9 protein-coding genes are annotated in these 14948 nt (G+C 50.3%); all 9 read right to left on the reverse strand.

Annotation, left to right across the window (positions count from 1 at the left end; all coding sequences use genetic code 11):
• Positions 1 to 20: 20 nt before the first annotated feature.
• Positions 21 to 1172, reverse strand: a complete 1152-nt coding sequence (locus tag FGS84_RS17065; RefSeq protein WP_138309739.1) for an ABC transporter permease — start codon at positions 1170 to 1172, stop codon at positions 21 to 23.
• Entirely contained in the window at positions 1169 to 2329 is a 1161-nt protein-coding gene (locus FGS84_RS17070) for an ABC transporter permease (RefSeq protein ID WP_243130004.1), read from the reverse strand. Before FGS84_RS17070 ends, FGS84_RS17065 begins: the two co-directional genes overlap by 4 nt.
• Before the next feature lie 11 nt (positions 2330 to 2340).
• On the reverse strand, positions 2341 to 3405 hold the full coding sequence (locus FGS84_RS17075) for an efflux RND transporter periplasmic adaptor subunit (RefSeq protein ID WP_138309740.1): 1065 nt from the start codon (positions 3403 to 3405) through the stop codon (positions 2341 to 2343).
• 4 nt (positions 3406 to 3409) lie between these two features.
• Positions 3410 to 3826 carry a MarR family transcriptional regulator gene (locus FGS84_RS17080; RefSeq protein WP_138309819.1) on the reverse strand — a complete coding sequence of 139 codons (417 nt, stop codon included), beginning with the start codon at positions 3824 to 3826 and terminating at the stop codon, positions 3410 to 3412.
• A 124-nt stretch (positions 3827 to 3950) separates the two neighbouring features.
• Positions 3951 to 4094, reverse strand: coding sequence for a hypothetical protein (locus FGS84_RS30925; RefSeq protein WP_171042660.1), 144 nt, complete (start codon positions 4092 to 4094; stop codon positions 3951 to 3953).
• Complete coding sequence (locus tag FGS84_RS17085; protein ID WP_138309741.1) at positions 4091 to 4693, reverse strand: cytidylate kinase-like family protein; 603 nt, start codon at positions 4691 to 4693, stop codon at positions 4091 to 4093. The genes FGS84_RS30925 and FGS84_RS17085 overlap by 4 nt, the downstream gene beginning before the upstream one ends.
• Positions 4694 to 4744: 51 nt before the next feature.
• On the reverse strand, positions 4745 to 5845 hold the full coding sequence (locus tag FGS84_RS17090) for an alcohol dehydrogenase (protein ID WP_227146737.1): 1101 nt from the start codon (positions 5843 to 5845) through the stop codon (positions 4745 to 4747).
• 179 nt (positions 5846 to 6024) lie between these two features.
• Positions 6025 to 6849 carry an SDR family NAD(P)-dependent oxidoreductase gene (locus tag FGS84_RS17095; RefSeq protein ID WP_138309742.1) on the reverse strand — a complete coding sequence of 275 codons (825 nt, stop codon included), beginning with the start codon at positions 6847 to 6849 and terminating at the stop codon, positions 6025 to 6027.
• 153 nt (positions 6850 to 7002) lie between these two features.
• On the reverse strand, positions 7003 to 14835 hold the full coding sequence (locus tag FGS84_RS17100; protein WP_138309743.1) for a doubled motif LPXTG anchor domain-containing protein: 7833 nt from the start codon (positions 14833 to 14835) through the stop codon (positions 7003 to 7005).
• Positions 14836 to 14948 lie beyond the last annotated feature (113 nt).

Consider the following 14948-nt stretch of genomic DNA (forward strand, 5'->3'; position numbering starts at 1 on the left):
ATTTTAACTGAATTATCTATCTATTTTTCACCTGTTCCTATGCATTTCCTTTCCTTCTTAATGCTCATAGCGTACAGGGCGCCTCCGGCTGCCAGCCAGAACACGGTATACAGAGCTGTTCCGGCCAGATGGGGCCAGGCAGCGTCCCAGCCAATTCCTTTCAGGTTTACAGCCTTTAACTCCACTGCAATGTTGGCAATGGGAGAAAAAATCCTGGAAGCAACGCTGAGCCACTTCGGCATCAGGTAGAAAGGAAATATAAGCCCTGAGGTAAATATAATCAGGTTGCTGCACATCATATACAGCTGCGCAAAGCAGGCCACCCGCCTGGTAAACGACCCCAGCATCACGCCGAAGGCCACGGCCGCCAGCATGAAAAGCACTGTGCTGAACAGATATAGCCCAATCTCCCCTCTCAGCGGAATATTCTTATACAAGCCCACCACGCAAAGGGCCGCGAACTGGGTCGCCACCGCGCCGCCTGCCACCACGGCTGTCCTGATGATTCCGTCCTTCAGCTCCTCCCCCCGCTTATCCGGGGAAGCTGCCGCCAGGGCTTTTCTCTTTCGAATCATCAGCGGAATGAAAAATGAAATAAGGAAGGTCTGCATGGTGATGGAGGGAACCAGCAGATAGCTCATTTTCCTGATATAATCCCCCTGGGGCTCATACAACGTCCTGTCCACATAAGAAAATGTACCCAGGCTGGTCTGGGCCGCCGAAGGGTAGAAATTATTGCCCTCCAGCATCTTAAGCTGCATACCCGCACTCATGGTTCCCAGCACGGACGAGGCCGCGCCCACTGCCCCGCCTCCGGTGATAATGTTGGAGCAGTCTGCAAATATCACGGCCTGGGGTGATTTCTTAAGGGACATATCGCGGCTGAAATTCCTGGGTATCATGACGCCGGCCTCAATCTTCTTATCCAGGATGGCCTGTTTTAAATCCTGTTCCGAATCCGCATAATACACAATATCCAGCGTGGGATTGATGCCGAACTGCTTCACAATGGACTGGGACAGGGACGAACGGTCCTCATCCAGAATTCCAAAGGGAACATCCTCCGTGTAATCATTTTTCCAGATAGTAGTAATCAGCAGCATACCGGCCAGCACGGAAATGAACAGGCCGATGACCGTGTTTTTCTCTTCCTTCCATATCCTGCTTATCATATCCCGGCCACCCCGCTTTCCGTCATGTGAATGTCCGTCAGCGGATTTCCCGCCTCTGTCCTGACATTCCTGAATTTCCTGGCCGCCAGAAGCACCATTACCGCGCTGAATCCCATGAGCCACAGAACATGATGGGCCTCGCTCAGAAAGCTGCGCTCCACCAGAGCCATGTCCCTGAGCGGCAAAATGTAATGGGTGTTTGGCATGAACCAGGTAAGAAACTTACAGGGCCAGGGCATGGAGATGACCGGAAATGTGTAGCCGGCTAACAGCATGGTGAAACTTATAATGCCGCATTTCTGCACCGCCTCCTCGCAGTTACCCCCGGTTCCCAGGTTCTGGAGTATCCCGAAAAGGGTAATGCCGAAGCAGGTGAAAACAGTCATCAGGATACCGGCCCAGGGTGAGCTTTTATAGGGAAAACCAAAGCACAGGCTCTGGGTCACCATACAGCCCAGGGCTGAAATACAGGCAATTCCGGTAATAAACCCCGCCTTCTTCATCAGCCTTCCAAAGCTTTTCCGCTCGCACACACAGGCACCCACGCAGCCTGCTCCTATCTGCACGATGGTAAGGAGAATGCCCTCCATCATCATATATGCCACGTTCTTGGAGGGATTGCTGATGGCCTTTGTCACATATCCCATGGGCGCAATCAGGTTCATGGCTGCCTGGGGCGGTATGCCCTTTCCCTCTGCCAGCTTCAGCATATAGCCGCTTTTGATGGTTCCCAGGGCCTCGGCAATGGTCCCCCTCATGCCGCTGGCAACCGTTGACAGGGCTCCGTCATTAAATATCATGATTTTGGCTTCCCGGCCGTTGAGCAAATCTTCTGAAAAATGCTCCGGAATCACGATGCCGGCCAGTGCCTTATTATAGTAAAATGCTTCCTTCAGGTCATCCTCCTCACCAGTACATGCAATGACGTCGAAGGTCCTGTTATCCGAAATCATCTGAATCAGGCTCTGGACCGTCTCCGAATGGTCGTGGTTCACAATGACCGTGGGAACCTTCTGAAAGGGCAGGTGAATGAACTCCGCCCCCATGAGCAGACTCAGTATGGTAGGCGCCAGAAGAAGAATCAGCATGGGAATTGTTATGTACCTTTTTTTCACAGAAGATGCCAGGCTTCCGGCCTGTTTCATCCATTCTCTCATATACCATCACATCACTTTCCAAAGTCAACATAGGCTGTCATACCGGAACGCAGCTCATCCTGCAATTCTGCCAGGTCGTCAAAGGTCACCTTGATTCCATAGGTCAGGATATCCCAGTCCGCTTCATTGGATGCTTTCTTGGTGGCAAAATCCGCCTCCTTGTTAATCCGCACCACTTTTCCCTTGTATTTCGTCTTGCCCAGAGCTGCCAGGGTGATATCCACCTCCTGGTCCAGCTTTACCCGGGGAAGCTTCATTTCATCCACATCGCATGTGATATAGGGTGCATAAATGTCCGCAACCACCACAGAGGGAAGTCCTGAGGACACCACATCCCCTGCCTTGACATTCACGGTTGTCACCAGTCCGTCCACAGGGGAGGTGAGGACGCATTTGTCCAGGGTGGTGTCAATCTGCTTCAGGGCTGCCTTGGCCTGGTCCACCCCGGCCTGGGCCTGGGCAATCTGCTCCGGCGTGGCTCCGTTTTGGGCTTCGGAAAGCTTGCTCTGGGAAATCTCCAGATTGGAACGGGAGCTGTCCAGGGCTGCCTTTGCAGAAGCCAGGGCTGCTTTCTGGGCATCCACCGAGGACTGGGATACGGCTCCTGCCGGAACCAGGGCCAGGGTCCTCTGGTAATCAGCCTCCATCCTGGTATAGGATGCCTGGGCATTTTCCAGGTTTGCCTGGGCAATCCGGACCGCCAGCTGCAGCTGTTTCATCTGTTCCTCAGTTGCGCCGTTTAACAGGCTCTGGTAGGCTGCCTGGGCCTGGGCAAGGGCTGCCTGGGCCTGTTCCCTCTGGGCAGTCAGGGTATCGCTGTCCAGGCGGACCAGTTCCTGTCCCTTCTTTACCAGCTCCCCTTCCTCCACCAGAACCTCCTTAATCTGGCCGCCTGTCAGCGCATTGATGTTGCTCTCATCCATGGTCACATAGGACTGCACCACCAGATTTTTCTTGTTCTTAAATAATAAATCATCTCCCGTTACATGGCCGAAGATGATTGCCAGGACAATGACGCACAGAATAACGGCTGCCGCTGCCCCTATGATTTTTTTCTTGGATTTTGCCTGCTTCATGTTGTTACAGTTTCTCCCTTCCGATAGTTCTCTCATACTCCCTTACATTTCCGACGATTTTACACATAATCTGCTCCAGGGCCCGTTCTTCCTCCGGGGTAATTCCCGCAAAAATGATTTTCTCCCACTGGTCCATAATATCCTTCAGCGCATCGGCTGCCTCTTTTCCTTTATCCGACAGGCACACCAGCTTTTCACGCTTGTTCTCAGGATTGACCTCCCTCCTGACATATCCCCGTTCCTCCATGGCAGCCAGCACCTTGGCTGTCTGGTATTTGTCGATACCGGACAGGCTGGATATGGTATCCTGGTTGCCGTATTTGCTGTAGCCAATGACCAGAAGCACGATTCCCTCGGAAAAGGAAAGGCCGCAGGACCTGAATTTAATGCACAGAAACCTTCGTTTGCTTTTTTCAATCATGGTGGATATTTCTTGTATGGTACTCACCTCCCCGCCTTAATTATATGTGTTTGACAACTGTTGTGTTTGACAAATATTATATGCATTTTGCGAATGAAAATCAACCCGTTTATTTTTCACAAAATTACAGCCTGACTTTTACGATTTCTCCGTTTAATTGACGGTATGGTTCCTCCGGCCTGCATACAGACGAAAAAATGCCGTGAATCAGTTGGATTTCCGGTTGGGAATCCGTCCGATTCACGGCATTGGCGCGGTTGTCTGTCATTCCATCATTTTCACAATCAGGTCCGCGCAGCCCTCATACCCCAATACGGAGGTGTTCAGGCAGGCGTCATAATTTTCCATATCTCCCCAGTTCTTACCGGTAAAATAATGGTAATAATCGCTTCTCTGGCTGTCCCGCTTCTTAAGCTCCTCCTCCGCCTTCTCAAAGGCTATGTCGTCTACCTCGCAGATACGGCGTTTGCGTTTTTCCATGGAAGAGGCATAAATAAACAGCTTAAGCACACCCCATTCTCCATCCAGGGCAAAATCAGCGCATCTTCCGATAAAGATACACGGCCCCTTACTTGCCAGCCTGCGGATGGTGTCAGACACTTCCTTATTGATATCAAAGGGCTCCTGCATTTTGTTGTAGTTCTGGAAGCGGAAGGCGTACAGCACCAAATCATGAAGCAGGCTTCCGGTCCGCTTTTCATCCAGCTTTTTCAGTTCCTCGATGCTGATTCCGTTGTCTGCCGCTGTCACTGCCAGAAGCTCCCGCCCATAACAGGGAATCTCCAGGCGCTCCGACAGGATACGGGCCACCTCCCTTCCTCCGCTTCCGTACTGACGCTCAATGGTGATACATCTGTTTCTGCCCATAATCATTCCTTCTTTCTTATATATCCCAAATGTCCCTGAATATCCTTAAGATTATGATACCTCAATTGCGTACTTTATCACATGGTCCTTCTTATGTTCGAACACGTCATAGGCCTCCATGATATCCTGAAGCTTTGCCCTGTGTGTAATCAAACAGCTGGTATCCAGTTTTCCCGCCTTAATCAGCTTCATGATTTCCCCGCAGCAGGAAGCGTCCACTCCTCCTGTCTTAAAGACCAGGTTCTTACCGTACATGTCCGGAAGAGGAAGCACCTGCGGTTCTTCATATAAGGCCACCACGCAGACTACTGCATTGGGTCTGGCAATCCTCCACGCCATCCGGAAGGTGTCCCTGCCTCCCGCTGCCTCCAACACGGCATCTGCGCCGCGTCCCTGTGTCAGATTTCTTATCTCCTGTTCCACGTCCTGGTCCAGCGGGTTGAGTATCACATCTGCCAGTCCCTGCTCCTTTGCCAGCTTAAGCCGTTCATTGGATGTGTCAACCGCAATGACCATTCCCGGACCATAAAGCTTTGCACACATCAGGGTACACAGTCCGGTGGGGCCTGCGCCGATAACAGCAACCGTATCTGCCGGTTTGATTTCCGCCAGGGAAGCACCCCAATATCCGGTGGAAAGGATGTCGCCGGTAAAAAGAGCCGCCTCATCCGTCACCTCATCGGGTATCCGGGTAAGGCCATTGTCCGCAAACGGCACCCTGACATATCCGGCCTGACCGCCGTCAATCCTGCATCCCAGCGCCCATCCTCCGTGTTCATGGGTGCAGTTGTTGACATAGCCCCGCCTGCAGAAATAACAATCCCCGCAAAAAGTCTCCACATTCACAGCCACCCGGTCCCCTGGCTTGAATTTTCTTACTGCCTCACCGGCCTGCTCAACAATGCCTACGAACTCATGTCCCAGTATGGTTCCCGGCACAGCCCTTGGGACAGCGCCGTGCTTGATATGTATGTCGCTGGAACAGATGGTGGTAAGGGTTACCTTTATGATGGCGTCCCCGGGGTCCTCCAGAGTGGGAACCGGACGGTCCTCCAGGGTTATGACTCCCTTTCCTTTGTAGACCGCGGCTTTCATTGTTTGGGGATTCACTGCCAGGGGAGTCACTGCTTGGGGTTTCATATCGTTTGGCATCTTTAATTTACCTCCAATGTATCGCTGTTTTTTAAATCTGATATTATCCCACAGATTTAAGGTTATGATAGAATTAGGATATCACAGTTTGGCCGGCAGAACAAGGAATACCCAACCCCCGGACTCCTCCCTGAAACCATCCCTGCGTTTCTGGCACGCACCGCATACGCCATACGCTTCTAAAAGGACGTCCATCCCCCGTCTGTCTGCACCGCTGCCCCTGTCATATGGGTGGCATCATCCGATACAAGGAACAGGATGGATGCTGCCTGCTCCTCTGCCGTGGCCTCCCGCTCCAGCATGGAAGTGCGCTTCTGACCGGCCATGGACTGGGCTTTGGCAGGGTCCATACCGGCTTTGATGGCAGCCTCCCTGTGGGCTTTCACATACTCGTACGCCTCGGCTACCATGGGCGTGGTGGTGCCTGCCGGATTGACGGAGTTGATGCGTATTCCGTATCTGGCATAATCAAGGGCCAGATTCTTAGTCAGACCATTGACCGCATGCTTGGATGCCACATAGGCAGGATTGCCCGGAAGACCTGTGAGACCGGCAATGGACGCATTGTTGACAATGACGCCTCCATTTCCTTCCTTCATAAATTCCTGTATTTCATGCTTGCAGCAAAAAAATACGGAATAAAAGTTATTTGCCATGGTATAGTCCATCTGCTCCTGCTTCAGCTCATGGAGCGGGCTTGGATTTCCCATGACTCCTGCGTTGTTAATGGCAATATCCAGATGTCCATAGGCTTTAACCGCCATATCCACCATCTGTGCTGCATGCTCCTCTGCTGACAGGTCCAGGTTCAGGAAAATGGCTGTGCCCCCTTCTGCCCTGACAGCGTCCAGCACCCGCTCTCCCTCCTCCTTCAGCCGGTCAACCAGTACCAGCTTTGCGCCCTCCTTTGCCGCCCGGATGGCTGTGGCCTCACCAATACCCCTGGCCGCGCCTGTCAGAATCATTACCTTGTCTCTAAAACGGTTGGGATAATATTGTTTCATATATAAATTGCCTCCTGTTGTTTGGTGGAGTTATTATATCCCAAATCCAAACGTATTTCCACCACGTCAGATTGTGAAAAGATTATTAAAGTTTCATTAAAAAACACAGCAGTACGGAAATCTCCATACTGCTGTGCCCTATCTCTTTATGCCTTATTTGATATGCCTTTTTCTGTCAAATACTGACAGGGTAAGTACGATACCGGAGAGAAGGAATGTCAGACTCATTCTGTCCATTACATTTCCGGTCTTTGGAAGAGGAGCCAGAGGAATCTCTCCATCATCAATAACCGCCATGCCTGTTTCCGGCCCTTCGGCCATCGGAACCTGGTTATCCTCCAGGGTAACTGCTCCGGGACCTCCCGCTGTGGAAACATACCTTCTGCCGGAGCCGCCTGAACCTCCGCTTCCGCCTGAACCTCCGGAGCCTCCGCTGCCGCTGCCGTCAGGAGTATTTCCACCGGTTGCGGACCACTGGGCTGCAAATACCGCATCCTGCTGATACTTATTGCTTCTGATATCATTTAAATCGGTAAACTCTGTATTCACATCGTCCATGGCTGCATTCCATCCGGAAAGAGTATATCCGGAATATGCCTCGGCCGTAACCGCCGCATCGGGGCTCACCCCATCCTCCAGGAATACGGGTTCTCCATCTGCCCCAATGACAATGCGTCCTTCTGAATCAAGTTCCACCAGACTCTTCCACTCTGTAACGGTTCCATATGCACCTGTACGGTTATCACGGATACGTCCCTGCTGCTCATTCGAGGATTCATAGATAAACTGAATCTCATAGGCATCCGGAATTCCATCCGGTTTATGGTCCGGTCCATCGTTATCCGCCATGTAATAAAGGGTTATGGTTCCATTTTCCCTTACCCCCTGGACAGGTTCATAGGACTTGCGCATCATTCCGGTATAGATATAGTGGGTTCCATCTGTTCCCTCGATTGATTCGGCAATCAGTCCGTGGAGCCTGCCGTCTGCTTCCGGGTCCGACCCAAAGGGCACCTGCTCCAGAAGCCTGCTGTCAAGCACGTTTGCAGGCACTGTCTTATCAACCATCTCCACCTTCACAGTGTACATATTGATATCCCAAACTGCTTCAAAGGCAACGCTGCCGGTAAACTCATGGTTATTGATATCCGCTGCCTGATATAACTGGTTCGCCTTAAAGTCAGCATCCATGGAATCCACAACCCTCCAGCCGCTGAATCCGCTTCCGTCCAGTGAAGGAATCAGGTTGTCTGTAATCACTCCGTATTTCTGCAGGCTGTAGGTCACCAGCGGGTCAGCCGAATCATTCAGTGTTCCGCCTTTCAAATCAAATACAACCGCTATATTGTGCTTTAATTCACCATCCACATGCCATTCGTACGGGTCGCCTTCCTCAAACTGAATCCTATACCATATGATATCGTCCTTGGAATAGGTCCTGCCGTCCATGGTAAATGTGTCGTTCTCCGGCCACTGGGCAATCCGCTCTATGACCGCTTCATTGCTCTGGCTCAGTTCCCCGGCCGGCGCCGGAACCATCACCGGGTCGGCATGAAGGAAGCCTTCCCCGAACAATACATACTTATAAGAAGAATCCGGCTCATTGCCGTCCGGCCTTGCAATCTTATCTTTTCTCACAAAGAACCCGCTCCTGACCGTATCTTCCTCAAATACAGCGGTATAAACCTGATTCTTTGTAACTGTCTTGGGAAGCTGGCTGTCCTGCAGTACATTGCCTTCCATATCCATCCAGCCTGCAAACCGCATTTTTTCATCCAATGGCGTCTTTTCACCGATAAACGGATTTAAGCGGTCGCCATATTTGTAATCGCTCTTTGACTGCTCTGCAAATGCGCCTTCGCTGCCCGGCTGATAGGTCACGGTAAACTGCTGCTTAAAGTAAAGCCTTAATGTAGTGGAACCATCCTCTTTTACCTTAGCCTCCTTGATATTCCATTTATCTGTATCCAGAACATAGGTGCATTCACTCTCAACCTTATCCGCCAAATCCTGCTCTGTTACCTTCGCCATCCCATGGAGAGGCACATCATTCCTTATCTCCGTGTATGTTGGCTCTGACGGGTAACGGCCCCTGGACTGCATGCGGAACTCCACTTTGTAACGGATGTTCTCATTATCAAGGAAGTTAGCTGTAAATACAGTGTCGCAATAGAACTTATGCGCAGCAATGTCCTCTGTGTCATCAAACACATAATCAGGCATCAGCTTTTGATAGCCGGGCTGGTCGGATTTCCAATTATTAAAGGTAAATCCGTCATCTGCAAGGTATTCCACACCGTCAGCAGCAGGACTTACAGGAGCGTACAGGCTTAATTCCCCGGTTGAATCCCTCCGTGTCATTACCTCCATGATTGTTCCTGTCATGGCGCCGTTTGCACCGGCCCTGTAGGTAAATGTAACCTGGTACCGGTCCGGTATGCCGTCCGGATTTGTCGGCTTTCCGCTGTCCTCCGGATTAGCCTCCCCTATTTCATCAATGCCGTAGTAGACATTAACTACATTGGCCAGCGGATTAAGGGAAACCTTTTTGCCGTCCCCGTCAATGTGGTCCAGCGCATAATGGCGTCCGTCCTTATCCAGGGATGCTGTCTTATCAAATACAATGTCGGAACCATATTCTGCATTTGTCACATGCTGTGCATGCTCGTACTGCCTGTCAATGCGGAACGTCCCCTGGGTATTTTCAAAGAAATAATTTACCGTGTATGCCAAATCCCGGCGAATCTGGCTGGTGACTTCCACTTCATGGTCCCTGGTACGTGTCAGAGACACATATCCCAGAGCCGCTGCCTTTTCAAACTCCTCCCCCTGAAGCGGACGGCCATCCACCGTAATGCTGCTTATGGTATAACCTGTATCCGCCCTGAACCTTACCAGCACAGGCAGAATTGCATCATATCCGTAGCTTCCGCCTTCACTGATACTGGAATGTTCATCAGAAGCCGTAGTCAGAGTAAAACGCATGGCCTCCGATGTCACATAAACGGAATGACATGCCTTCCTGTCAACCCTTACACTGCCTGCTTCAATGGCATCCTGCAGTTCCTGTCCCTTAAGGGGATGTGCATCTACAAAAATCCCGGAAATGCCATACCCTTCTTTCGCCTCAAAGGTAACCTCTGTCATTTCCTCTGAATCATAGCTGTACGTATAAATCCTATCCAGCGGGTATGTAATCCGGCTGTGCAGGTCTGACCCGGTAGTAAGGGTAAATTCCAAGGGACTGCTCTCTATGAATACACTGTGGTCGCCCTTGCGGTCCACTGAAACAGAATGATAGGCCAGCGCTTTGAGAAGCTCTGCTCCCTCCAGGGAAACATCATCCACTATCACATTACTGATTCTGTAGCCTGTATTGGCCTTGAACTTAACCACCAGGCTCTTGCCTGCATCATAGGTAAAGGTGGTTACGGCCTGCTTTGGTTCTGTAATCTGACTGTTTTCATCCGCTCCCACAGTCAGCTTATATTCGTTAATCTTGCTTGTGACCGTTACAATGTGGTCCCTGTTGCGTTCCAGCTCTATATATCCTCTGGAAACCGCCTCTTTCAGCTCATCTCCTCTGTATGGGCGCAAATCAACCCATAGGCCGGATATGGAATAGCCTTCCTTTGCGCCGAATTCCACTCTGAGCTTCTCCGTTCCATCATAGGTGAAATCCATGGAAGGGGTAATCCAGCTGTTGCGGTCTGAGTCCGTGACCAGACGGTAGCTGTTTATCCTTGTGGTCACTTCGATGGTGTGGCTGCTCCTATAATCAAACCGGTAAGCACCGGCAGCTATGGCAGCCATCTTCTCAAGACCAGTTAATTCCTTCCCATCAATAATGATATTCTGTATCTGGTAACCATCCTTTGCCCCAAACTCGACCTTATAGCTGCCGGCCCATTGATACTCGTAGCTCTTGGTCTGAGGATTAATCCAGGAATTCTCATCTGCCCTGGCTGTCAGTGTATAAAGCGTCTTATCAGCCTTAACCACCACTGTATGGTCCTGCCTGCGGTCCAGTGTTATATGGCTGTAGCCCTGCTGGTCCGTCTCCGCCAGTATGGCCAGGATTTCATCCGATGTGTAAGATTTCCCATCCACAGTAATGCTGGTAACCGTATAGCCCTTATCCGCCTTGAATTTCACATCCAGCATATCCGTATCGCTGTAGGAGTATTTAGTTCCTTTGGTGATATCGGCATTTTGGGAGCTGGTAATAAGCTTATATTCAGACCTGACGGAAGTCACCGATACCTGATGGTCCTGTTTACAGTCCACTTCCACCCATCCGTTTTTCACAGCTTCATCCAGTGCTTTTCCTGTTAAATCAACACCGTCCACCCTGACGCCGGATATCCGATACCCCTGTACGGCTGCAAAGCTCACCTTGATAAGAGCTTCTGCGTCATAAAAATACTGCGCGCCCTGGTCAATGACAGAATATGCATCCGAAGCCGTGGTAAGTGTATACTGTCTGGGATTCCACTTGGCTGTAAGGACATAGGTGACCGGATTTATATTTATATCCTTCCAGACATTGCCTACAAACAGCTTGTCTCCCTGCTGATATATCTTACTGCCGGCCTGGTTGACGCTGGTTTCGGCAAGTTCCCATCCGGCAAAATCAAAATGATTCTTTTTCAGATTTCCGGAACCCTTAATCTCAATATAGCTGTTTTTATTTTTAATTGCTGGGTGGTAATAGGTTTCGTTGTCAACCGGAGCCTTTCCTTCCGCCCCATTGCCATCATACCTTACCTTAATCCTTGCAGGCGTTGCCTGGATTTTAAATTCCCTGTACCGGTATGCCTCGTTCCTGTCGGAGTAATGGAACTGGTTGGTACATCCCAGGGAAACAGCTTCTGCGTTTGCAGATGAAAAATCCCTGCTTGCGCCGTCAGCGGAAATGGCGTCCGGTGCATCCGCTATATCCACATAGATGCCTTCCCCATACCGCGCTTTTGCCAGCTCTGCCTCGGACCCGCCATTTCTGTGCTCAAAGGTGGTCGGAGTCACATAGCCGGTGGCCGGTTTTACATAGAAGGATACAATGTCCGTTCTGGCTGTCTGAAGGTTCTGGCCTCTCTCCATTTCTTTGAGTTCTCCGCCGTTGACGCTATACCATAATGATATATCGGAGGATTCCTGATTGAATTTGAAATGGAACTGGCTGGCTGTGTCTTTGACTATAATATTGAAAAACTCATTGTATAATCCATTGCCATACCAGATTGTGGCTGCTTTATCACCTTCAAAAGCCTTTACTTCTGCCACCGAATACCATTTGCCATTTTCCTTTGTATCCTTCACTGTCCGCACAGCAACTGCCTTTGGGTCTGATGCGGACCATTTACCGCCATAAATCCGGTTTGCTTTTACTAAGAAAGATTCTCCCTTGTTAACCTTCACCGTAGTCCAGGTTATATTATCTCTGCTGATTACTGCATAGATGGAAAAGTGCTCTGCTTCAAAACTCAGTGTATCTACCGTTCTGCCAGATACATCCACCGTATCCCGGACCTCTTCCAAGGCCTTTACATCCTCAGCTTCTGTTTCCACGTGAACAATGGACAGTTCTTCTGCGGTCTGGCTGGCCTCCCTCACGGGAATACCGGAAAATGTCACTGTCACAGCGCCCTCCTGGTTCCAGATTCCGGCGTCCAGCTTCTGGTTTCCAAGCCACAGATTTATGTCATAGGCTGCCACTGATGAGACATTCTTTCCCTCTTCGGAAGCCGCCTCCTGTGCATTTTCCCGGATGGAATCCTCAAGGGCTGCATCCACTCTTTCCGCTGAAGCAGTTACACCCTCCGGCAATACGCCTTCCGGCGCATAAAGGCTGATAATCATGCCATCATCCACCACAATGGTATCTGCAAATTCCGGATGCTCGTCTGTCTCAGTGGTATAAACCTCAATCTCCAGTTCGTCCGTCACATCTTCTATGGTGAACCAGGTGATACTTTCGGATGAAGCCTCCGGGTTTGCTTTCCCGAAGACTGCTGCCTCTGAGTCTGGGGCACCTGAGTCTGAGGCTTCTGAATCTGAGGCTTCCAGGATATCTCCATTGGCTGACACTGACTGTATGTCATAACCAACCTGGGTCTTGACGCCAAATGTAAGGCTTCCGCCTTCCTCAACACCGCGCGGGCCGTCTACAATGCGGGCTGTTCCCTGTGAATAAACAGCATAGGTTACCTTATATCCCTCAAAATCATTTAAGGCCTTCAGCGTATTTACAGTAGTGGTATAAACCTTGGCCGTGCTGCAGTATCCGATTCCCACAAGGTCATCCGATGTGGCTGATTTAACCTTATGTACTTCTTCCGCCTCTGTTTCCGCCGGTGCCTGCGACGGCTCTGTCTCTATGGTAATGACAGGCGTTTCATCGGTTATGGCTGCCCCTGTTGTTTCGGACGGAGTGTCCGCAGCGGACTCTTCCTCTGTCTCCTTACCATGACCGGATTCGCCGGATGTATCTGGCTGGCTGGTCTGGTCAGCCTGGCTGGACTGCTCTGACCCGCCGGTTGGTTGTGAGACATCGGTTGGTTCGGTATTGCCGGATGCAGCTGAGTCATTGGATGTATCTGACTCGCTGGATGTACCTGACTCGTTGGATGTATCTGACTCGCTGGATGTACCTGCTTCATCTGATGGTTCCACATTACTGCTGTTTTGGCTGTCAGAGGTTTCTTTTGTTGTGGTTTCTTTTTCAGAGGTATCTGCGGCTGTTTCCTCATTTTGGTGTTTCTTTGGGGGTTCTTTATCTTCGGATTCTTTGTCTTCTGATTTTTTCTCCTCCGATTCTTTTGTCTCTTCCTCGATTTTCACACTTGAATCATGATTTTCAGGAAGGGCTGCTGACCCATCACCTGCCTTTTCTGCAACAACAGGCGCATAGTGACGGTTTATGGATGCAACAGGCCTGTTATCTGTGGACTCATCTTTCACTGTTTTTTCCGGCTCTGCCTCTGACTTCGCATCCTTTTTTTCAGCATCGCTCTGTCCTTTGTCCTGCTCTGCCTTCTGTTCCGTTTCTTCTTTTACGTTATCGGGTGCTTCCCCGGTCTTATCTGTATTCTCATTCTGTTTTTCTTCTGTTTCCTTCCGGGTCCCGTCCGTTTCCTGTTTGCCAGTGTCTGTTTCCTCTGTAGCAGGAGCTGTGGTTTCTTTCTGCCCTTCCTCTCCTGCTGAATTCTCTGTCTCCTGACTCTGGGATGTCTGGTCCTCCGTTTCATCTGGAGCTGACTCTGCCGGGGTTGACTCTGCCGGATTGGTTTCCGATGGGTTTGATTCTGACGGCACGGTTTCTCCTGGAACTGTTTCAGCGGGAACTGTTTCCGACGGCACGGTTTCTGCAGGAGTCGTTTCCGCAGGAACTGTCTCCGTAGGAACCGTTTCCGCAGGCTTGGATATGATATTTACTTCCTCATCTCCAAACGCAGCCTCGTAGCTCTTTACAGTCAGTCTCTTTGTTCTCTTTACCTTCTCCTTGCCATCTTCCATTCTGGTGATGGATGCGGAACAGCTGATGGAACCTTCCCCATTATTCACATACAGGAATATAATTTCCTCATCTCCGGTGACCATATACATGTCATCCGTGTCATCCGGAAGCCGGACAAATACGCGCAGCTCCGCATCCATGTCCCCTCCGTCATATTCCGGATAAATCTCATATACATTTCCTTCACCATAAAATAATGCTTCAAACTGTTCTGTCTTTCCGTTGGTAAAGTCAATGTCTCCTTCCTGTAGGGGATTTCCTGCAGCAATCGCCTCTTCAATTGCGGTAACCAAACCGGCACCGCTCATCTCGAAAACTACGCTGTCGGAAGTTTCCGCCGCATATGCTGTCGTAAGGTCCGTACCAATATTAGTGGTAATCATAACCGCAGCAATCAATGCAGCCAGCAGCCTTTTGCATAAACCATAAGGTTTTCTATGCAATGCTCTTGATTTTCCTTTCTCCTTCATACCGTTTTCTCCTCTTCATACTTAGTCCTATGTTATTAATCATATCAAATGGGACGTTATTGGAAGCGTTAGGTTGGCCAGATAATGGGAAAATTCTTAATATTTATTTAATT

The organism is Clostridium sp. 1001271st1 H5, assembly GCF_005845215.1.
Classification (GTDB): domain Bacteria; phylum Bacillota; class Clostridia; order Lachnospirales; family Lachnospiraceae; genus Enterocloster.